Origin of the sequence: Streptomyces sp. CG 926 (assembly GCF_003148825.1) — a bacterium.
GTDB lineage: Bacteria > Actinomycetota > Actinomycetes > Streptomycetales > Streptomycetaceae > Streptomyces.
In genome coordinates this window covers 797,518-817,268 of sequence record NZ_QGGZ01000001.1, presented here as the reverse complement: position 1 = coordinate 817,268, position 19,751 = coordinate 797,518, and the positions used below count along the sequence as shown (strand labels likewise).

At 74.5% G+C, this 19,751-nt stretch carries 14 protein-coding genes and 1 tRNA gene; 5 read left to right on the top strand and 10 right to left on the bottom strand.

The window, feature by feature from the left end; translation table 11 throughout:
• Positions 1 to 154 precede the first annotated feature (154 nt).
• On the top strand, positions 155 to 1,636 hold the full coding sequence (locus BCL76_RS03355; RefSeq protein ID WP_109777961.1) for a hypothetical protein: 1,482 nt from the start codon (positions 155 to 157) through the stop codon (positions 1,634 to 1,636).
• Between the two features lie 23 nt (positions 1,637 to 1,659).
• A complete protein-coding gene (locus BCL76_RS03350; protein ID WP_109777959.1) occupies positions 1,660 to 1,986 on the top strand; it encodes a hypothetical protein in 327 nt (108 codons plus the stop codon).
• 124 nt (positions 1,987 to 2,110) lie between these two features.
• Here the strand turns inward: BCL76_RS03350 and BCL76_RS03345 are convergent, their stop codons facing one another.
• From BCL76_RS03345 to BCL76_RS03315, 8 genes are read right to left on the bottom strand one after another with little or no spacing between them, the layout of a single operon-like run.
• Positions 2,111 to 3,442, bottom strand: coding sequence for a protein kinase domain-containing protein (locus BCL76_RS03345; protein ID WP_109777957.1), 1,332 nt, complete (start codon positions 3,440 to 3,442; stop codon positions 2,111 to 2,113).
• A complete protein-coding gene (locus BCL76_RS03340) occupies positions 3,439 to 4,383 on the bottom strand; it encodes a PP2C family serine/threonine-protein phosphatase (protein WP_109778323.1) in 945 nt (314 codons plus the stop codon). The genes BCL76_RS03345 and BCL76_RS03340 overlap by 4 nt, the downstream gene beginning before the upstream one ends.
• 14 nt (positions 4,384 to 4,397) lie before the next feature.
• The gene (locus BCL76_RS03335) at positions 4,398 to 5,060 is read right to left on the bottom strand and encodes a vWA domain-containing protein (RefSeq protein WP_030010476.1); all 663 of its coding nucleotides are present in this window, start codon (positions 5,058 to 5,060) and stop codon (positions 4,398 to 4,400) included.
• Between the two features lie 36 nt (positions 5,061 to 5,096).
• A complete protein-coding gene (locus BCL76_RS39580) occupies positions 5,097 to 5,225 on the bottom strand; it encodes a hypothetical protein (protein WP_258309263.1) in 129 nt (42 codons plus the stop codon).
• On the bottom strand, positions 5,222 to 6,913 hold the full coding sequence (locus BCL76_RS03330; protein WP_109777955.1) for a TRAFAC clade GTPase domain-containing protein: 1,692 nt from the start codon (positions 6,911 to 6,913) through the stop codon (positions 5,222 to 5,224). Before BCL76_RS03330 ends, BCL76_RS39580 begins: the two co-directional genes overlap by 4 nt.
• Positions 6,910 to 9,360, bottom strand: coding sequence for a GTPase-associated protein 1-related protein (locus tag BCL76_RS03325; protein WP_109777953.1), 2,451 nt, complete (start codon positions 9,358 to 9,360; stop codon positions 6,910 to 6,912). Before BCL76_RS03325 ends, BCL76_RS03330 begins: the two co-directional genes overlap by 4 nt.
• Positions 9,357 to 10,649 (bottom strand): TRAFAC clade GTPase domain-containing protein, encoded by a 1,293-nt coding sequence (locus BCL76_RS03320; RefSeq protein WP_219933924.1) that lies wholly within the window; start codon positions 10,647 to 10,649, stop codon positions 9,357 to 9,359. The genes BCL76_RS03325 and BCL76_RS03320 overlap by 4 nt, the downstream gene beginning before the upstream one ends.
• Before the next feature lies 1 nt (position 10,650).
• Positions 10,651 to 13,056, bottom strand: coding sequence for a hypothetical protein (locus tag BCL76_RS03315; RefSeq protein ID WP_109777950.1), 2,406 nt, complete (start codon positions 13,054 to 13,056; stop codon positions 10,651 to 10,653).
• 184 nt (positions 13,057 to 13,240) lie between these two features.
• On the opposite strand from BCL76_RS03315, the gene BCL76_RS03310 reads away from it, so the two are divergent.
• Together BCL76_RS03310 and BCL76_RS03305 are read left to right on the top strand one after the other, a co-directional pair.
• Positions 13,241 to 15,301, top strand: a complete 2,061-nt coding sequence (locus tag BCL76_RS03310; RefSeq protein WP_109777948.1) for a phosphocholine-specific phospholipase C — start codon at positions 13,241 to 13,243, stop codon at positions 15,299 to 15,301.
• A 202-nt stretch (positions 15,302 to 15,503) separates the two neighbouring features.
• Entirely contained in the window at positions 15,504 to 16,259 is a 756-nt protein-coding gene (locus BCL76_RS03305; protein ID WP_109777946.1) for an alpha/beta fold hydrolase, read from the top strand.
• A gap of 72 nt (positions 16,260 to 16,331) precedes the next feature.
• On the opposite strand, the gene BCL76_RS03300 is transcribed toward BCL76_RS03305, so the two are convergent.
• Positions 16,332 to 16,404: transfer RNA gene (locus tag BCL76_RS03300), tRNA-His, on the bottom strand.
• Positions 16,405 to 16,853: 449 nt separating this feature from the next.
• On the opposite strand from BCL76_RS03300, the gene BCL76_RS03295 reads away from it, so the two are divergent.
• Positions 16,854 to 17,978, top strand: a complete 1,125-nt coding sequence (locus tag BCL76_RS03295) for an aminopeptidase P family protein (protein WP_109777945.1) — start codon at positions 16,854 to 16,856, stop codon at positions 17,976 to 17,978.
• A 3-nt stretch (positions 17,979 to 17,981) separates the two neighbouring features.
• On the opposite strand, the gene treZ is transcribed toward BCL76_RS03295, so the two are convergent.
• Complete coding sequence (treZ, locus tag BCL76_RS03290) at positions 17,982 to 19,739, bottom strand: malto-oligosyltrehalose trehalohydrolase (RefSeq protein ID WP_109777942.1); 1,758 nt, start codon at positions 19,737 to 19,739, stop codon at positions 17,982 to 17,984.
• Between the last annotated feature and the right edge of the window lie 12 nt (positions 19,740 to 19,751).

The following is a 19,751-nucleotide window of genomic DNA, read 5'->3' as shown; positions in this document are numbered from 1 at the left end:
TGGACCGCTCCTCGAACGGCGCGGGGTGACGGTCGTGCTGCGGTGAGCCGCGTCCCGGGACCCCTCCTGCCCCTGCCTGCCCACACACAACCCCGCGACACCCAGGGCCCGTTTGCATAAGGTGAGGCGACACGGCCACGGGGGAGGACGCGATATGGCAGGACGCCGGTTACCGGCGCTGGCGCAGTACCGGGACGACGCGGTGACCCGGCTGCTGTGCGCGGGAGCACACCTTGACGAGTACTTCGCCCACGAGGTGGACGTGGAACTCACCGAGGACCGGCTGCGGGCCACCGGGCTCTCGCTCGGCATAGACATGGTGGCCCTGGCCCGGCACGCGCGGGCCTCCGTACGGCGGATCGACCTGCGCGACCGGCGGCTCGCCGGGCTCTGCGCCGTCGGCGTGTGGGCGGCGGTACCGGCCGCGCTGTACGGGCTGTTCGGGGGTCTGCCCGCCCTCGCCCTCCCGGCCGCGGCCACGCTCGTCCTGGCCTACGCGACCGCCTGGGCGCTGGTCCGACGGGCCGAGGACGAGGCCCGTACGGCGGCGCTCGGCGTCGAGCACGGCGCCGGGTGGCCGGGCGACCTCGCCCCCGGCGTGGGGGCGGAGGCGGAGGACCGACTGCTGGAGCAGGAGCGGGCCAACGTGGTCCCGTACACGGCGAGCGCCGAGCGCACCAGCCCGTTCGTCGGCAGCGGCTCGAAGATCAAGGAAATGGTCTGGCAGCCCATCGACGTGAGCCGGCCCGCCGAGGACCCCGCGGGCGGCGGCACACTGACCATCAAGCCCTTCGACGCCGTCGACCTGCACAGCTTCGTCGCCCGCGAGATGGAGCACATCGCCGGACTGAAGGGCCTGCGGGCCCGTAACCGGCTCTACGTCATAGGCGATCACGTCTCCTACGTCGGGGCCGACCTGCTCCCCGACCGGCTGCGCCGCCCACGCGCCCACATCCCCAAGCAACTCGTGCAGGCCGGGGTGGTGCAGCCGGGCGCCGGCATGCGCACCTACCTCAGCCTGGAACGGACCGGCGAGGGCGGCCGCGTCATCGTCTCGATGCACCTGCGGGCCAGGCTCCAGCACCCCAGCCTCACCTGGGAGGTGGCGGCGTACGGGATCCCTCCGCTCCAGTCCCGCTTCCACCGGGTGCACACGCTGCCCCCGGGCGGCTGGGAGCGCTGGTGGAGCCTGTTCTCCTTCGCCACCGCCGCCACCGGATCGGCGCTGCTCGGCGCCCCCGGACGGCTGGTCCGGCGAGCCTCGGCCCGCCGCGAGCGGGCCCGGTGGCTGGAGCGGACACGCCGCGAGATCGACCGGCGGCACCTGCGCTTCGACTACGGAGCCGTGGACAGCCTCCGCGAGCGGGTCGCCGACTGGCAGCAGCTGGGCTTCTCCGAGCGGACCGACTCCCAGGACTTCCTGCAGCGGCTGCAGCAGGGCGTGCTGATCGCGACCGAACGGTTCCTGAAGGACCACAACGTCGACACCAGCTCCTACGACCAGGCGCAGCAGGTGATCAACACCCACACCTACACCTTCCAGGGCGACATCCACGCCAGCAACATCGGCGCCCACGGCACCGTCAACCAGGCCGGTCAGGCACAGCCGTCGGGGAAGCCCGCCGGGCAACCCTGAGCGAGCGAGCACGAGGAGTACGCGTGAGCACCTACAACTTCCACGGGAACGTCTCGGGCCCCAACAACATCGGGGACCACGGCACCATCAACATCGGGCAGCAGGACACCGCCGCGCAGACCCTGCGCCTGGCCGCCGAGCTCGCCCGGTGGCTACGGGCGGAGGGCGCGGCCCAGGACCGGCTCGACGCGGTCCAGGCCCTGCGCGGCGAGCTGGACCGGGCCGGACAGGAGGGGCGCGCCGCCGAACCGGGTCTGATCCGACGGTCGCTGGAGACCATCACCGTCGGGCTGGGCGCGGGCAGCGCCGGCCTCGCCCTCGCCCAGGAACTCGGCCGCCTGCTGGGCTGACCCGCCCCACGTGCCGCACCCGGCCGGGACACGCACCGGCCGGGACGCCGCGGCCTTGATCGGGCCGTGCAGCCCGGCCGGGACGCCACAGCCCGATCGGGCCGCGCAGCCCGGCCGGGACCGCTCACCTCGCCTGTACGACCGCCCGCGCGCCACCGAAGTCCAGCTCCAGCCCCGAGCGCAGCGGCACGGTCTGCCCCGGGGCGATCTCCTGCGTACTGCCGTCCGCGCGGGTACCCGTCCACGCCGACCCGGAACGATTGGCCAGCCCGAACTTGCCCGGCCGCTGCGGATGTTCGGTCAGCTGCGCCACCAGCGTGCCGTCGCCGTAGTCGTGCCGGGCCGGCTCCGGCGCCAGATGGTGCGCCTGCACCCGCGAGGACCGGTGCAGCAGGATGTGATGCTCGGTGCGCGGCGGAGGCGTGGTCAGTACCAGCCGGGGCGGCAGCACCAGCGCGTTCCCGCAGCTCCAGCAGGTGCCCGGAGAAGCGGACCGGGGCTCCGTCATGTTCTGCTTGCCGCAGTGGGCGCAGTCCACGACCGCGTCGAGCACCGCCCGGAGCGCGTCGCGCCACTGCGACTCCCGCACCCGGCCCGCCGGATCGTGCAGGCCCCGCGTGAAGTTCCTGGTGAAGAGCGTCCGCAGGGAGTCGGGCACCACCGCCCAGGTCGCCAGTACCGTGGCGTGCTCCACGGGATCGGGAGCGTTGGAGCGGTCCAGCGGGTCGAAGAGGAAGAGCGGATCCTTCCCGTACAGCTTGCGCTCGGCGGCCTCGTCGAAGCAGCGGATCGCCAACTCGCGCCGGCCCATCAACGGATGATGGTTCATCAACAGCATGAACAGCAGCACGGACAGGGAGTGCAGATCGCTCTGGGTGCCGGGGGAGACCCCGGGCTCGCCGCGCACCAGCTCGGGCGCCATGAACGCCATGGTCCCCGAGATGCCCGTGCTGTCGCCCTCGACCACCGCGTTGTCGTTGTCGCAGACCAGCACCTCGCCGGTGGCCGGGTCGAAGAGCAGGTTCCCCCAGGAGATGTCCCGGTAGGCGATCCCGCGCGAGTGCAGCGCCTGGTACGCCTCGACCGTGTAGAGGCAGGCGGTGAGCAGGGCACGGATCGTGGTCCGCAGCTTGCGGCGGAACAGCAGCGGCAGCCCCTTGAACCGGTCCGGGCGGATGTCCATCAGGTAGCCGAAGCCGCCGCGCCCGTCGCCCACGAAGTCCCGGGGCCACAGGAAACGGTCGTCGTCGAAGCCCCGGTCCACCAGCTGGCGGACGATGTCCTCCTGCTCCGGTGTCGCGCAGGCCGGGTAGTACCACTTGAGGGCCTGGTCGCCGGCCGGGGTGCGTACCCGGTAGACCTCCCCCTGGCCGCCGGCGCCGAGCAGGTCGAAGACCTCCACGCCCAGGCCGCTGTCGGCCGTCAGCCGGGTACCGCTGTCGAGCATGCCGCTCATTCGTCACTCCTGTACGGGTCGGTCATGTCGGCCGGATCGGCCGGGTCGGCGGCGCCGGCACCGACGCCGCCGCTGTCGGGCGGCACCCCGCCCGTTGCGGTCAGGCCCGGTGCGGTGTGCCAGGCCGCCACCAGCGTGGTGTCGTCGCCCGAGTGCTGAGAAGCCTTGGTCAGCCACTCGGGCAGGACGGCCCGGACGCACTCCGGACCCTCCGCCGAGAGCCGGTCGTCCAGTCCGGACATGAACTGCCGGAAGCCGGTGTCCGAGGCGAAGCTCTTGGACAGCCCGTCGGTGGAGAGCGAGACCAGCCTCGGCGCCCGCGCCGGGGCGGTCACCGGCGCCCAGTGCGTACGGACCCGCAGCCAGGCCTGCGGGGAACAGAGGGACTCCGTCTCGTCGCCCAGGTCCGCCTCGTCCGGCGCGAGCGGTACGGTCACCCGCCCCTCGTCGCTCACCACGGCCAGCTCCCCGTCGCCGAGCTGCCAGGCCGCGAAGACCCGCGGGGTCAGCACCGCGCCCACGAGCGTGCTCCCGTACAGCACCAGCTTGTCCGTCGGGGACAGACCGGGTTCGAGGTGCGAGCTGTTGCGCTCCCAGTGCCCGAGCGCCGTCTCCTGCCAGGCGCTGACCAGCTGGCGCGGCAGCGTGTACTGGGCGTAGTTCATCAGCCAGGACAGGCTGGGCGGCCGCGTCCCGTCCCGGGGCTCGGCGAGCGCGGCGAACTGCCGGGCCTGCTGGACGAACAGGTCCACCGCGAACCGGGATCCGAAATGACTGCGCGCGTGCGCCGCCGATCCGTGGCCGTCCGCCACCGCCATGATCAGGGGCCGCGCGGCGGTGCCGAGCCCCTCCGCGTCGTGGTGGTCCTGATTGCGCGCCTTGTTCACGCCCTGGACGCTGCCCTGGAGCGTGTCCCAGAGCGGCCGTGGTCCGTGGCTCATCCGCACGGGCTCGCTCACCACACGTCGTCATCGTCGTCGGCGAGCACGGGCGGGGCGTACGGCGGCTGCTTCACGGTCGCGTCCCCGAAACCCGCCACCGGCTGGGAGGCCGCCTTCACCGCGGCCGTGGAGGCCCAGCGGATCGCCGCCGCCAACTGCTTGGGGCTGTTCGCGTCCAGCGGCTGGAGCTCGGGATTGCCCAGGAACTCCTGGAGCACGTTGCGGTCGGCGTCCGCGCCGATCGCGATCGCCACCCGGACCGCCTTACGGCCCCACGGGGTCGCGTCGACCGCCCGCAGCCCCGCCTTCCAGTCGTCCGTCGGCACCCCGTCCGAGACCAGCGCCAGCACCGGCTTGAGCGCCCGCTGCGGCATCGGCGGGGTGTCCAGTTCGCGCGCCGCGAGCTGGAGGGCCTCACCGAGATTGGTCATGCCGTCCACCTGGACGTCCTGCCAGGTGAACTGCTCCACCGGCACCGGGTCCTTGTGGTGCCAGCGGGCGGTCGTGGAGAACGTCATGGTGCGCAGCAGCAGTTGGGCCGCCGGATTGTCCTGCGCGACGGAGAGCATCTCCGGAATCGCTTCTCTGATCGCGTAGTTGAGCTGGCCGATCTTCTCGCCCTGCATCGAGTACGAGCAGTCGATCAGCCAGATGAAATGGACGGGCCGGTTCGCCATCGGCCCGCCGGGGATGTCACTCACCGCGTGTCTCCTTCAACTTCCGCTCCATTGCGGGATGTACCGCACCAGCGCCGCCACCGCGGCGGCCGCCGTCATCACGACCGCCGACACGAACAGGACCGCCGTCATCCGTCGGCCCCGAATGATCTGCGGGGTCATCATGGGGTGTTGCTCCTTTCCTCACCGTGCCCGACCTGCGCGTCCTGCACGTCCCGCACGTCCTGCGCGCCTTCCGTGTCCCGGCGGGCCCGCGTGTCCCTTCGGGCCTGCGCGTCCGGCCGGTCCCGGACGAGCCCTCCGACGCGCAGCCCGGTCCGTGACAGCAGCCACAGCACCGGCTCCGCCGCTCGTCGCCGCTCGCTGTCCAGCGCCCCCGCCCCGGTCGCGGCCCGAGCGCTGACCACCCAGTACCGGGCCGCCGCGAAGTCGTGCCCGAGGGCCCGGACCAGCTCGTCCAGCCCGATCTCGGCGAGCCACGCCTCCACCGGCTCCGCCGGCCGAGGCAGCGAGTCCAGCCGGTCCAGCGCGTCCCGCTTGGTCACCACCGTGGCCACGGGCAGCCGCCCGCGACGGCCACCGAGCCCCTGCAGCTCTCCGGTGAACCCCGCGTACGTCTCCACCGGCCCGAGGTCGGCCGGCCGGGCGGCCTCCGCCCGCTCCGTGTCGCCCGCGTGCAGGGCGCGGCGTACGACCGGCGCGGCGAGCACGTCGGTCACCAGCAGGACCCCGTCGGCGTGCGCCAGGTAGCCCTGGCCGCGGGTGGTGTCCGCGTCCCGGAAGGACTCGCCCATCGGGTCGTACAGATAGAGCAGCCGGCGCCGTCGGCCGTGCCCGACCAGCAGCATCAGGGCGCGCGGCTGCCCGCCCTGCGTCTTGAGGGCCCACCCGGTGCGGTTCAGCGACTGCCCCAGGGTGTTGGCCTCGCGGAGGTCGTCGGGGGAGGCGTACTCGACGGTCAGGCCGGACTCGTGCGACCACGACCGCAGCCCGTCGAGCATGGCCGCCAGCAGCATCGTCTTCCCGGCGGAGGTGCCCCCGATCAGCGGCAGGTGCACGACCCGGGTGGTGCCGACGGCCGGCGGCAGGTTCCGGTCGCAGTGCGGGCACCGGGCGGCGAGCCCCCGCCGCCCGGTCATGAGGGTGCTCGGCAGGGCCTTGCCGCAGCGGCAGACGTGCCGCAGCGCGCCGAAGGCGCCCGGCCGCAGTTCGCGGTGGGCGGCGCCGCAGCCCGGGCAGAGGTGCACGGCGAGCGGGAACGGCCGGTAGCAGCCCGGGTAGGGGCACTTCATCCGGATGCCCAGGGCCAGCTTCCACAGCCGTTCCGCGGCCCGCCCCGCCAGGACGGCGGCCAGGGCGGCCAGCGCGACCAGGGCGAGCTCCACGGCGAAGAACAGCGCCACGCCGGCCAGCAGGACCGAGGCGAGCAGCGCCGACAGCAGCGCGGCGAGCGCCGTACCGGGAGCCAACAGGCGCAGCAGCAGCCGACCGAAGCCGTTGGCGGCGAGCTCGCCGGTCTGCCCGTTGCGGCCCTGCAACAGGCGGCGGCGCACCACCAGGCCCAGCCAGTGCCGGGTCAGCAGGTACCGGACGGTCAGCGCGGCGGCCTGTCCGGCGAACCGGGCGTCCAGCCACATCTGGCCCGACCAGTACGCGGGCCGTGCCGGTTCGGGACCGGTGTACGGGGTGATCCGCGGATCGTTGCCGCCCGGCGGCTCCGTCCGGAAGGCGGCCCAGGCCGCCGACAGGGCCAGTGCCAGGAACCGCCACAGCCCGTACCCGAGGCACACGGCGACCCCGACCACCCCGGTGAGGCCGCCGAGGATCCGCGCGATCAGCTCCGGATCCGTCACGTCGGACCTCCCTCCCCACCGGTCGTGCCGCCGCCACCGGCGGAGCCGGAGCGTCGCCCGGCGAAGCGTTCGCGCAGACGGCCGAAGGCACCCGGCCGCTGCCAGCCGCGGAACTCCTCCGCCCAGCGCCCGCCCAGCCGGCCCAGCGACTGCTCGACCTCGGCCAGTTCCGTCGGGGTGAGGCTCCGTACGGTCGGCCGCAGCACCCCGTCGAGCAGGTCCGTACGGGCCTCCTGCCAGGCCGGGCCGGCCTGCGGCTGGGAGGACCACACCGTGAAGCAGTCCGCGGCGTAGTCCGGATCCAGCCGCAGCCGGTCACGGACCGCCGGGGTGCGCGCCGCCGCCCGATAGGCGGCCAACAGCTCGGCGTCGTTGCTCTCGATCAGCGCCCGCAGCTCGCTGTCCGGCCGGTCCCCCGCCAGCAGCCGCGCGCACAGCGCCGCGTACGCGCTCTCCCGGGGGCCCGGCTCCGGATCCAGCGACCGCAGGTCCAGCACCTGGCGCACCCAGCCCCCGCCCGCCGGACCCGACCGCAGGTTCCGGGCCAGCTCCAGCAGCAGCAGCGACGGCCGCAGCCGCGCCGGGATCTCCTCCTGGAACTGCCCGAGGAGCTCCGGAGCCAGCTCCGCCGCATCGGGGTCCCCGGCCGGGGCCCGCACGGCCGCCCGTACGAGCAACTCCCAGGTGCCGGCCTCCCGGTGGACCTGCGCCCCGGCCGCCATCAGCACCAGCCCTGCCTCGCCCGCACCCGGCGGCTCCCCGTCCCACACCAGCCGCATCGCCGTCCGCAGCACCAGCGGCTCCGCGTACAGCGAGACGCCCGACCGGGCCAGCAGGGTGTTCAGCGCCCCGACCCGGTCCGCGGCGGCGATCTCCGGCGCCGTCGCGGCCTCGGCGCACATCCGCAGGTGCGGTCGCGCGTCGGCCGCGGTCGGCCGCAGCGCGGTGCGCTCGAACAGCCGCCGACCGGCGGCCGGATCGCCCGCCGCGAGCGCGTCCAGCCGGTCGAGTACGAGGGCGCGCAGCACGGGCAGTTCGGCCAGCGCCGCCCGCATCCCCGCCCCGTACACCCGCTCCGGATCGGCGAGCAGCGCCTGCGCCGACTGTCGGGCGACGCCGGGCAGCAGGTCGCTCACGTCCACCCCGAGCACCGAGGCCACCCGCAACAGCCCGGCCTGATGCTCCGGTTCGGCCGCGGCGTCGCCCAGCGCCGCCCGCAGGCCCGGTTCCAGTTCCGCCGCGAGCCGGCCGCGCACCTCCGCGCCCAGGGCGCCCGAGGTGGGCAGGTCCGCGGGAGGTGCGCCGGTCCGTACCGCCTCCGCCAGGGTCAGGGCCACCAGCGGCTCGCACACCGCGGGCGGGGCCCACCCGTCCAGGGCCGCGAGCAGCCGCCCGGCGGCGGCGACCTCCGCCGGGTCCCGGTCGTCGGCCGGCCGGCCCAGCGCCAGGGCCAGTGCGTGCAGTCGTCCGTGGTCCAGCGCGTCCCGGTGTCCGGCGGCCCAGTCGGCGGCCGCGGTCCGGCCGGGGGAGGGCAGGGCGATGTCCTCGGCCAGGGCGAGCGCGGCCAGCGGGCCCGCGTCGTAGGGCCCGGCGGCCAGCCGCCGCACCTCGGCGACCAGATCCTGGCGCCTCGCCTGCCAGACCCGCGCGGCGGTGTCGGCCCACACGTCCGGTTCGAAGGCGGCGGGGGCGGTGGACCGGGTGGTGTCGTAGACCCGGTAGCGGTGCTCCTGCCCGGCGAGGCTCGGCCCGTCCTCGGGCATCACCCCGATGATCTGCTGCCGGGCGAGCTGCGGCCTGCGGGTGTAGGTGGTGAAGGTGAGCCACTGCCCCCGCTGGTGCGGCAACACACTGCACGCGAGCATGATCCAGCGGGCCACGGCCTCGCTGTCCGCCTCCACGAGCACGATCTGCGGGGCGTCCGCATCCTCCCCGAGCCGGCGCACATCGGCGAAGAAGGCGGCCAGCCAGGGGCCGCGGGCGGCGACGAACGAGGCCAGCGCGGCCCGGTCGAGGCGGCCCGGCGCGGGCACCGCCGGGAGCACCGGAGCGCCGGCCTCCGGGGTCGCGGTGGCCCATTGCGGCGAGCCCCAGGCGGTGATCGGCAGCTCGCCCACGGCCGGACCGGAACCGGCGGGCTGCGGCAGGTGCACCGCGTGGGCGTGGAAGTTGCCCCAGCGGCCGCTGTAGTCGGCGCCGGTGTAGACCGAGCGCGCCAGCAGCCGGCTGCCGTCGGCCAGCACGTTCAGGCTGAGCGCCTGCGGGAAGGCGGCCAGCTCCTGCGGCCCGGGGCGCGACGGCGCGTCCCGGGGCGGCTCGTAGCCGATCAGCTGCTCCGCCTCGCGCAGCAGCGCGGCCGGCACCCCGGGGCTGACGGCCGTGAACCGGAAACCGGAGCCGTCGGGACCGGGCGGCGCCGAGGTGTAGTGCAGTTGGGCGAGATTCATGAGTTCCCCTCGGAGCCGGTACGGCCACCCGTGCCGGCGGTGCGACCCGTGCCGGTGGCGCCACCGGTGCGCGGCAGCAGCCCGCCCAGCCCCAGCAGCCACAGCAGCGGATCCTCCACGCGCAGCGGCCGCGGCCCCGACTTCGGGGCGTCGGCCGGCGCGTGCGCGGGCGGCGCCGAGCCGAGCGCCGACAGCCCGAACAGCGACAGTCGGGCGAAGTCCCGCTCCAACTGCCGCAGCAGCGCCCCCGAGTCCCAGCCGTCGAGGAGCGAGCGCAGCTCCTCGTGCACCGCCCGCCGGTCCTCCTCGTCGAGCGCGCCGGCGCGGTGGTCGGCATTGCGCAGCAGCGGCGAATGCGGCTCCAGCAGCGGCGTCAGCGAGTCCGTCTTGGTCACGGCCACCGCCACCGGCGTGGTGACCCGGCCGCGCGAGGAACCCCGGCCGTGGGCCCGCAGCTGCGCGGCGAGGTCGGCGGCGATCTGCTGCGGCGGCGTCTCGATCACGGGCAGCGGCGGCCCGTCGTCCACCGGCAGCCGGTCGCGCACCGCCCGCATCTGCAGCGGGTCCACGAGCAGGATGATCCCGTCGGCGGCGGCCAGGTAGTGCGTGTAGCGGTCCATGGCCTCGGTACTGGCCAGGTCCTCGCCCGCCGCGTCGAAGAACACCAGCGCGGTGTGCCGGCTGCCGGCCCCGCGCAGCCGGCGCCGCAGCGGCAGGCTCAGCCGGTACAGCAGCGGGTCGTTGAAGCCGAGGGCGGCCGGTCGGGTGGCCTCCGGCAGCCGCAGCCGGTCGTAGAGGTCCTCGGCCAGCTCGCGGTCGCGGCGCTGGGTCTCGCCGCCCATCGCGGTCACCGAGGCCCCGTACGCCCGGCCCACCCTGCCGCGCAGCTCGTTGAGCAGGACGGAGACGTAGGTGCTCTTGCCGGAGGCCTTGGGGCCGAGCAGGGCGATGATCCGGGTGTCCTGGTCGCAGTAGTCGCTCGGGAAGTCGCTGTGGCAGCGCCGGCAGACCCGCACCGGGGTGGACCCGCCGCAGGCGGGGCAGTCCGCGCGCGAGCCGCCCCCGTACGAGGTCAGACGCCGCCCGAGGCCGCGCGCGGCGGGGAAGACCGGGCCGCGCATCTTCAGCGCGGGAGGCACGCTGGGGCCCATGAAGTCGGCCCATATGGTGTCGAGTTCGGCGGCGCAGGGCGTGGCTCCGCGCACGCCGGTGGCGGACATCTGGCAGCGGTAGGGCAGCCGGGCCGCCGGGGACCGGTCGAAGCAGTAGGGGCAGACGACGGAGGTCATGTCAGCGGATCACCAGAGAGGGGAGAGGAGGCTCTTCGAGCCGGACGGAGGCGGCGGCGCCGCCGAGGAGAAAACCGCGTAGGGCGTACGGGCGGCCGGGCGCGACCGCGGTGTCGATCGGGCGTTCCACCGTGCCGGTGCCCGTCCCGGTGCCCGCGGCCGCGGTCGCGAGTTCGGCCCCGGTCACCCGGCACACGGCCGTGCCGCCGGTCGGCCCGCTCGGGCGCCGTGGATCGCGGCCGTCGTCCCCCCGGGCCACGAGGACGAATCCGGGGAGTTCCAGGGCGGGTGCGCCGCCCGGCGCCCGTACGGTCACCCGCAGGACGGCCGGCCCGCGCCGCAGTCCGCGCCGGGCGCCGGGCACCAGCTCGTAGGCGATGGCCACGTCGGCGGGCAGTTCGGCCCGCGCGTCGCCGCCGGGGGAGGCGAGCACGGAGCGGGCGCCGCGCGGTGCGGTGTGCGCTTCGACGGACAACGCGGCCGGGGTGACCGGCAGCCGCAGGCCCTCGCGCAGGAACACGCTGCGGGCCACGGCGAACTCGGTGCGCCGGCCGTCCTGGATCAGGACGGCGGTGACGGTGCCGGCGGTACCGGGCCAGTCGAAGCCGACCTCGACCAGTTCGGGCGCGGCCCGCCGCAGCGTGAGCCCGGTCACCGGCAGGGGGGCCTCGACCAGGACGGAGGGCCCGGCCAGGGCCCGCGCGCCCAGCACGGACACGGCCGACACGGTGGTGAGCGATCCCGGGGGCGGGTGCCCGACGCAGACCGGGCCGGTCGCGGCCGGGCGGCTCGCGTCGGGGCGGCTCGTATCGGGGCGGTTCGAATCGGGGACGCCCGTGTCCGGGCCGTTCGCGCCGGGGCCGGTCCTGTCCGGCCCGGTCGCGGTCGGCCCGGTCCATCCGGGGGCGACCCAGTCGAGCGGCGGCGGCAGTTCGGCCGCCGTCAGTTCGGCCCGCTCGGCGGGGGCGGTACCGGGCCACCGCACCAGCCGTACCTCGGCCCCTTCGCCACCGGTCCGGCGGAATTCCACCCCGCCCGCCTCCCGGGTCAGGGCCGTCAGGCCGAGCACGGGCTCCGGCCAGGCGTGCACGGTGACCGGGACGGTCACGGCCGCGGACAGCACGCCGCGTTCGGCACGGCCCTTCGGGGCGTACCGGGCCCGCACCACCCACGCGTACCGCCCGGGCACCTTCGTGTCCACGCGCAGGCTCTCGCGCGGGCCCGCCCGCACCACCGCAGGCACCGGGACGGGTCCCCGCGGCCCGGTCAGCGTCACCTCGCAGCGCAACGCGTCCGCCGGCGCGGTCCACGAGAGTCCGAGCCATCCGTTGCCGTCGGTGGCGGCCGCCCCGGTCACCGCCGGGGCCACCGACAGCGGGGCGGCGATCAGCGGCGGCCCGTCGACGGTGCCGTCGGCCCGCAGCGGCAGCGCCACGTGGCGGATCTCCTCGCCGATCCCGGCTCCGTGGTCCAGGAGCACGCCACCGACCGGCTGCCCGGGCACCTCGGCGAGCGGGGCGCCGGCCGGCTCCCCACGGGTGAGTCGCACCACGCGCCAGCGCGTGTCCCCGAAGTCCGCGCTCGGCCAGCGCAGTTCGACGCCGCCGGCGACGAGGGTGGACCGCGGCGGGCCGGGGTCCCCGGGATCGGGCCGGTAGGTGCGGACCAGCCCGCGCACGGCGCGCGGGCAGTCGCCCGCCAGCGCCGCGGCCTCCTCGTAGTGGAGGCAGGCCCGAGCGGGATCCCCCTGCTCCTCGGCCCGCCGGGCCACCGTGAGCGCGGTGTCGGCGGCCGCCGCCCGGGCGGCCACCTCGGCCAGGAGGGCCGCCAGCGGCCGGTCCTCGCCCGCGGGCGGCAGCAGTTGGGCGCGGCGGGCCGCGCAGCGGATCCGGTGCGCCGGCACGTCGTCGGGCAGGGCCTCGGCGGCGGCCCGCTGCCCGGTGTCCAGCCGGGCCCGCCGAGCGGCGGCCCGCACCAGGGCGGGTGCCTCGGCCGGGTCCACCCCGAAACCGGTCGCGGTGGTCGGCAGCTGCCCCTGGGCGTGGTCCTGGAGCAGGTGGGTGAGCTGGTACAGCAGGATCCGGCGCAGGGCGGCGGGGTCGGCGTCCTGGATCGCGGCCAGCCGCTCCAGCAACCAGGCGGCGGCCGGCTCCGGCCGGTCCCGGCGCAGCGACCGCAGCACCTCGGCGCCCACATGCCTGCGCCGACCGGGGCCGGTGACGGCGAAGATGCCGTCGAGAACCCGTAAGCGGCCGCCGGACGGGATCAGTAACTCGCCCAAGTGGCGTAATCCGATGGTCTGTTGCGCGGCGAGCAGTTCCCCGTACCCTCCCACGAGCGGCGACAGCGGCAGGCCGGAGAGCGCACGGGGCAGCCCGATGGCATGCCCGAAATCGGTCCCGGCCATCCGCTCTGCGCCCCCCGTGCAGTGTGTGGGAGGTCATTTCAGCAGATACGCAGGTCGTTCGGGAGCTCTTTTCGTTCTCCAGGTGTACGGCGCAGTGTCACGAAGTGATCTCCGGCCGGTACCCCGGGACCGCTGTCCTTGGGTCGCCCCTCGACTCCCCCCTCACCGCAGAGGTCGTCACCCCATGGCAGAACTCGACCGTCGCAGGTTCCTGCAGATAGCCGGTGGCACCGCCGCCCTCACGATGCTCAACGAGAGCATCGCGCGGGCCGCCGCCATCTCGGCGCAGGGCACCACCGGAACCATCCAGGACATCGAGCACATCGTCGTCCTGATGCAGGAGAACCGGTCCTTCGACCACTACTTCGGCGCGATGAAGGGAGTGCGGGGCTTCGGCGACCCGAGGCCGGTCCTCCAGGACAACGGCAAGTCGGTCTTCCAGCAGTCGAACGGCACGAAGGACATCCTGCCCTTCAACCCGCAGATCCAGGACCTCGGCATGCAGTTCCTGGAGGGGCTCAACCACGACTGGGCCGGCGGCCACCAGGCCTACAACAACGGCAAGTACGACAAGTGGGTCCCCGCCAAGACGGCCACGACCATGTCCTACATGACCCGGAACGACATCCCGTTCCACTACGCGCTCGCCGACGCCTTCACGGTGTGCGACGCCTACCACTGCTCCTTCATCGGAGCCACGGACCCCAACCGCTACTACATGTGGACGGGCCACACGGGCAACGACGGCCTCGGCGGCGGCCCGGTCCTCGGCAACCAGGAGGCCGGTTACGGCTGGAAGACCTACCCCGAGCGGCTGGAGTCCGCAGGGGTCTCCTGGAAGGTCTACCAGGACATCGGCGACGGCCTGAACGCGGCCGGCTCCTGGGGCTGGATCAACGACGCCTTCCGCGGCAACTACGGCGACAACTCGCTGCTGTACTTCAACACCTACCGGGGCGCCCAGCCCGGCAGCGCCCTGTACGAGAAGGCCCGCACGGGCACGAACGTCAAGGCCGGCGACGGCTACTTCGACCGGCTGCGCGCGGACGTCGTGGGCGCCACCCTGCCCCAGGTCTCCTGGATCGCCGCGCCCGAGGCGTTCAGCGAGCACTCGAACTGGCCCACGAACTTCGGCGCCTGGTACATCTCGCAGGTCCTGGACGCGCTGACCGCGAACCCGGCGGTCTGGGCCAAGACCGCCCTGTTCATCACCTACGACGAGAACGACGGCTTCTTCGACCACGTGGTCCCGCCGTACCCGCCGACCTCCTCCGCCTGGGGCCTGTCCACGGCCGACGTGTCGAAGGACCTCTACGCCGGTGGCGGCGGCTACGCGGCCGGACCGTACGGGCTCGGCCCGCGCGTCCCGATGATCGTGGTCTCCCCCTGGAGCAAGGGCGGCTACGTCTGCTCCGAGACCTTCGACCACACCTCGGTCATCCGCTTCATGGAGAAGCGCTTCGGCGTGCAGGAGCCCAACATCTCCCCGTGGCGCCGCGCCGTCTGCGGCGACCTGACCTCGGCCTTCGACTTCACCCGGGCCGATGCCGCGCCCGCCGCGCTCCCGTCCACGGCCGGGTACGTCCCGCCGGACAAGGACCGCCACCCCTCCTACCACCCGACCCCGCCGGCCACCGGCACCCTGCCCCGGCAGGAGGCGGGCGCGAAGCCGACCCGCGCGCTCGGTTACAGCCCTTACGTGGACGGTGCCCGCACCACCTCCACCGGCAAGTTCACCCTCACCTTCGCCTCCGGACCGAGCCTGGGCGCCCACTTCCACAGCACCTCGGGCAACCGGACGGACGGCCCCTGGCCCTACACGGTCGAGGCGGGCAAGACCCTTGTCGACACCTGGTCCACCAGCAGCTCCACCGGCAACCAGATCAACCTCACGGTCTGGGGCCCGAACGGCTTCCTGCGCACTTGGAAGGGCCCGACGAAGAAGGCCGGCCCCGAGGTCACGGCCCGCCACCTGGCGGCCACCGGCAACCTGACCCTGACCCTGACCAACTCGGGGACGGCGGCCGTCAACCTCACGGTGACCAACACCTACGGAGGCGCGCCCCGGACCTTCCGGGTGGCGGCCGGCGGGACGGTCTCCCACACGGTGGACCTCGCCGCGAGCGCCCGCTGGTACGACGTGTCGGTCGTCTCCGACGCCGACACCACCTTCCTGCGCCGCTTCGCCGGACATGTGGAGACCGGCGCCCCGGGCGTCTCGGACCCGGCGATCAAGACCGTCTGATCCGGTCCTCCGGTGCGCGCAGCAGCCGCCGTTCCAGGACCGGGAGGTCCGCGGGACGGTGGCTGCGGGCGGTCGGCGGCGATCGGGGAGGCCGTGATGGCGATGCGCGCCGTGCGCGATGCCGGCTGCACGGTGTGATCGTAGATCCGGTGGGAAGAACGTACGGGTCCGTTTTCGTCGCCCCGTCACCGAGGGAGAACGCATGGCCATCGCCCACCGCAGGATCGGCACCGGACCCGTCCGCGTCATCGTGCTGCACGACTGGTTCGGCACCTCCGCGAACTGGGGTTCCGTACTGGACCACCTGGACCCCGAGGGCTTCAGCTACGTCTTCCTCGACTACCGCGGCTACGGCGACCGCCGCGACGTCCCCGGCCGCCACACCCTGGCCGAGATCGCCGACGACGTCCTGGAGCTGGCGGACCAGCTCGGCTGGGACACCTTCTCCCTCCTCGGCCACTCCATGGGCGGCAAGGCGGTCCAGCAGGTCCTCGTCCGCGCCCCCGAGCGGGTGGAGAAGCTGATCGGGCTCGCCCCGGTCCCGGCCGGGCCCTACGCCATGGACGACCCCACCCACGCCCTCTTCCACGGCGCCGCCACCGACCCCGAGAAGCGCCGCGCCATCCTCGACCTGGTCACGGGCAACCGGGTGAGCCGCCACTGGCTCGACCGGATGGTCGCGCACTCCCTCGCCGTCTGTCGCCCCGAGGCCTTCGCCGGCTACTTCGCGAGCTGGCAGCCGCTGGACCTGTCCGCCGCGGTGAAGGGCAACACCGTGCCGGTGCTCGTCCTCGTCGGGGAGTACGACCTCGCGATCACCCCGGATGTGATGCGGGACACCTGGCAGGCCTCGTACCCGGACTGCAGGGTCGTGACGGTCCCGGGCTCCGGCCACTACCCGCCGCACGAGACCCCCGTGGCCTTCGTCACCGAGGTGGAGGCCTTCCTGCGGATCTAGGCGGGCACCGGACCGGGCATACGAAAAATCCCGTGGGGCACGAGGAAACCTCGCGCCCCACGGGATCGACAGGGTGAGTGACGGGACTTGAACCCGCGGCCACCTGGACCACAACCAGGTGCTCTACCAACTGAGCTACACCCACCACGAAGGGCGGCGGACCACCCGTTCGATGTGCAAGCACAGCATAGCCGATCAGAAGGGTGGTCCCGCGACGCGATATCGGCCTCCGGCCCGGACGACAGGGTGTGTGCCGCGCCGACGCCGCAGGCTCGCGCGCCGCACGGACCCGCGGTCCGCCGGGCCCCGGACCTGCGCGCCCGCGTGGCAGTAGGTCGCGGCCGCACCCTCGTCGCGCCGGGCCGACGCGCCCCGCTCGCCGGGCCCCGGCGATGCCCCGGGGCGGGGGCCCGACGGACCGAGCGGCCTGCCGCGGATGCCTTCGGCGCGGGCGGACGGTGGCACCGCCGCGCGCGCCGTACGGCACGGCCCCCGCCGGGAGGTGGGCCGCCGCACGGTACGAGGCTTCCCTCGCCGGCAGGCGACCGGCGTGGCCACTGCCTTCGCCGCGCGGCTCACGGCAGGATCACCCGTATGACACGTGAACCCGCACCCTTCACGGCCGATGACTATGCCGCCCGGATGACCGCCGCCGCCCGGACCGCAGCCGACGCGGGCCTCGCCGGGCTGCTGATCTCCCCCGGCCCCGACCTCACGCACCTCACGGGGTACCGGCCCACCGCCGAGACCGAGCGGCTGACCCTGCTCGTGCTGGCCGCCGGGCAGGATCCGGTGCTCATCGTGCCCGCGCTGGAGGCCCCCGACGCGGAGCGGGCCCCGGGCGCCACCGCGCTGACCCTGCGGGACTGGGCCGACGGTAAGGACCCGTACGCCGTCACCGCCCCGCTGCTGGACTTCCGCGGCCGCTTCGGGGTGAGCGACAACACCTGGGCGCTGCACCTCCTGGGCCTCCAGCGGGAGCTGCCGAACAGCTCCTACGCGCCGCTCACCGACTGCCTGCCCATGCTCCGCGCCGTCAAGGACGAGCGGGAGCTGGAGCGCCTCGCCGCGGCGGGGGCCGCCGCCGACGCCGCCTACGCGCAGATCCTCCACCTCCCCTTCGCCGACCGCCGCGAGCTCGACGTCGCCGAGGACCTGGCCGGTCTGCTGCGCGCGCACGGCCACTCCCAGGTCGACTTCACGGTCGTCGGCTCCGGCCCCAACGGCGCCAACCCGCACCACGAGGCGGGCGACCGCGTCATCCGCCGCGGCGACATGGTGGTCCTCGACTTCGGCGGCCTGCGCTTCGGCTACGGCTCCGACATCTCCCGCACCGTGCACGTCGGTGAGCCCACCGCCGAGGAGCAGCGGGTCCACGACATCGTCCGCGAGGCCCAGCAGGCCGGGGTCGCCGCGGTGCGGCCGGGAGTCTCCTGCCAGGAGATCGACCGGGCCGCCCGCGCGGTGATCACCGAGTTCGGCTACGGGGACCGCTTCATCCACCGCACCGGCCACGGCATCGGCGTCACCACCCACGAGCCCCCGTACATGGTCGAGGGCGAGGAGCGACGCCTGGTCCCCGGCATGTGCTTCTCCGTGGAGCCGGGCGTCTACCTGCCGGGCCGTTTCGGGGTCCGCATCGAGGACATCGTGACCGTCACCGAGGACGGCGGACGCCGCCTCAACAACGCCCCGCGCGAGCTGGCCGTCGTGGAGTGAGCCTCACGGGGCCAGGACGACCGCCGTCTCGCCCGGTACGTGGATCCGCCCGTCGCGGCCCGGGTGTGCGACCGGCTCCCAGGCGGCCAGCACCCGCACCCCGTTGCGGCCCAGCGCGATGGTCACCGGGTCCGGGGAGAGGTTCACGGCCACCCGGACGTCGCCGCGTCGGAAGGTGAGCCAGCGCCGTTCCTCGTCATGGGCGACCCGCACCGCGGCCAGGTCCGGGTCACGCAGGTCGTGATGGGTGCGGCGCAGGGAGATCAGGGTGCGGTACCAGTCCAGCAGGCGGGCGTGGACCCCCTGTTCGGGCTCCGACCAGTCCAGGCGGGAGCGGTCCCGGGTGGCCGGGTCCTGCGGGTCCGGGATCTCCTCGGCCTTCCAGCCGTGCGCCGCGAACTCCCGACGGCGGCCGGACCGTACCGCCTCGGCGAGCTCCGGGTCGCGATGGTCGGTGAAGTACTGCCAGGGCGTCCTGGCGCCCCACTCCTCGCCCATGAACAGCATCGGCACGAACGGCCCGGTCAGGGCCACGGTCGCGGCGCACGCCAGCAGCCCGGGGGAGAGCGAGGCCGACAGCCGGTCGCCGAGCGCCCGGTTGCCGATCTGGTCGTGGGTCTGGGTGTAGCCGAGGAAGCGGTGGGCCGGGGTGCGGCGGTGGTCCACCGGGCGGCCGTGGGTGCGGCCGCGGAAGGCGGACCAGGTTCCGTCGTGGAAGAAGACCCGGGTCATGGTCTTGGCGAGGGCGGCGAGCGGTGCCACGGCGAAGTCGGCGTAGTACGCCTGGGATTCGCCCGTCAGCGCACAGTGCAGGGCGTGGTGGAAGTCGTCGTTCCACTGGGCGTGCAGGCCCAGGCCACCGGCGGCGCGCGGGGTGGTGGTGCGAGGGTCGCAGCGGTCGGACTCGGCGATCAGGAACAGCGGGCGGCCGGTGTCGGCGGCCAGTGCGTCGACGGCCGCGGACAGTTCCTCCAGGAAGGTCAGCGCCCGGTCGTCCGCCAGCGCGTGCACGGCGTCGAGCCGCAGTCCGTCGATCCCGTAGTCGCGCAGCCAGGCCAGCGCGCTGCCGAGCAGGTAGGCGCGTACCTCGTCGGAGCCGGCCGCGTCCAGGTTCACCGCGGAGCCCCACGGGGTGTGGTGGGTGTCGGTGAAGTACGGGCCGAAGGCGGGCAGGTGGTTGCCGGACGGGCCGAGGTGGTTGTGGACCACGTCCAGCACCACGCCCAGCCCCGCCTCGTGCGCGGCGGCCGTGAAGCGGGCCAGGCCCGCCGGGCCGCCGTACGGTTCGTGCACCGACCAGGGCGCGACCCCGTCGTACCCCCACCCGTGCCGGCCGGAGAACGAGCAGACCGGCATCAGCTCCACGTGCGTGACGCCGAGTGCGGTGAGGTGTCCGAGCCGGGCGGCGGCCGCGTCGAAGGTGCCCTCGGGGGTGAAGGTGCCGATGTGCAGCTCGTACAGGACCGCGTCCTGGAGGCGGGTCTGCGGCGCCGGCGCCGGCCGGGGGGCGAGGGCCTCCAGGTCGACCACCGCGGACAGGCCGTCGGGTCCGTCGGGCAGCCGCCGCCCGCGCGGGTCCGGCCGCGGGCCGGCGCTGTCGCCGTCGCCGTCGAGCAGGAATCCGTAGCGGCTCCCGTCGGCGGCCGGGGCTTCGACGGTCCACCAACCGTCCCGGTCCCGATCGCGTGCCATGTCGTACGTCGCCCCGTCGAGCAGCATGGCGACGTGCCCTGTCAGTGGTGCCCACACCTCGAACTGCACGGACGGTCCCCT

What these genes read in the sequence shown, in the direction of transcription:
- BCL76_RS03355 (WP_109777961.1), top strand. Translation starts at nt 155, where the DNA reads ATGGCAGGACGCCGGTTACCGGCGCTGGCGCAGTACCGGGACGACGCG.
- BCL76_RS03345 (WP_109777957.1), bottom strand. Translation starts at nt 3,442, where the DNA reads ATGAGCGGCATGCTCGACAGCGGTACCCGGCTGACGGCCGACAGCGGC.
- BCL76_RS03340 (WP_109778323.1), bottom strand. Translation starts at nt 4,383, where the DNA reads ATGAGCCACGGACCACGGCCGCTCTGGGACACGCTCCAGGGCAGCGTC.
- BCL76_RS03335 (WP_030010476.1), bottom strand. Translation starts at nt 5,060, where the DNA reads ATGGCGAACCGGCCCGTCCATTTCATCTGGCTGATCGACTGCTCGTAC.
- BCL76_RS39580 (WP_258309263.1), bottom strand. Translation starts at nt 5,225, where the DNA reads ATGATGACCCCGCAGATCATTCGGGGCCGACGGATGACGGCGGTCCTG.
- BCL76_RS03325 (WP_109777953.1), bottom strand. Translation starts at nt 9,360, where the DNA reads ATGAATCTCGCCCAACTGCACTACACCTCGGCGCCGCCCGGTCCCGAC.
- BCL76_RS03320 (WP_219933924.1), bottom strand. Translation starts at nt 10,649, where the DNA reads ATGACCTCCGTCGTCTGCCCCTACTGCTTCGACCGGTCCCCGGCGGCC.
- BCL76_RS03315 (WP_109777950.1), bottom strand. Translation starts at nt 13,056, where the DNA reads ATGGCCGGGACCGATTTCGGGCATGCCATCGGGCTGCCCCGTGCGCTC.
- BCL76_RS03310 (WP_109777948.1), top strand. Translation starts at nt 13,241, where the DNA reads ATGGCAGAACTCGACCGTCGCAGGTTCCTGCAGATAGCCGGTGGCACC.
- BCL76_RS03305 (WP_109777946.1), top strand. Translation starts at nt 15,504, where the DNA reads ATGGCCATCGCCCACCGCAGGATCGGCACCGGACCCGTCCGCGTCATC.
- BCL76_RS03295 (WP_109777945.1), top strand. Translation starts at nt 16,854, where the DNA reads ATGACACGTGAACCCGCACCCTTCACGGCCGATGACTATGCCGCCCGG.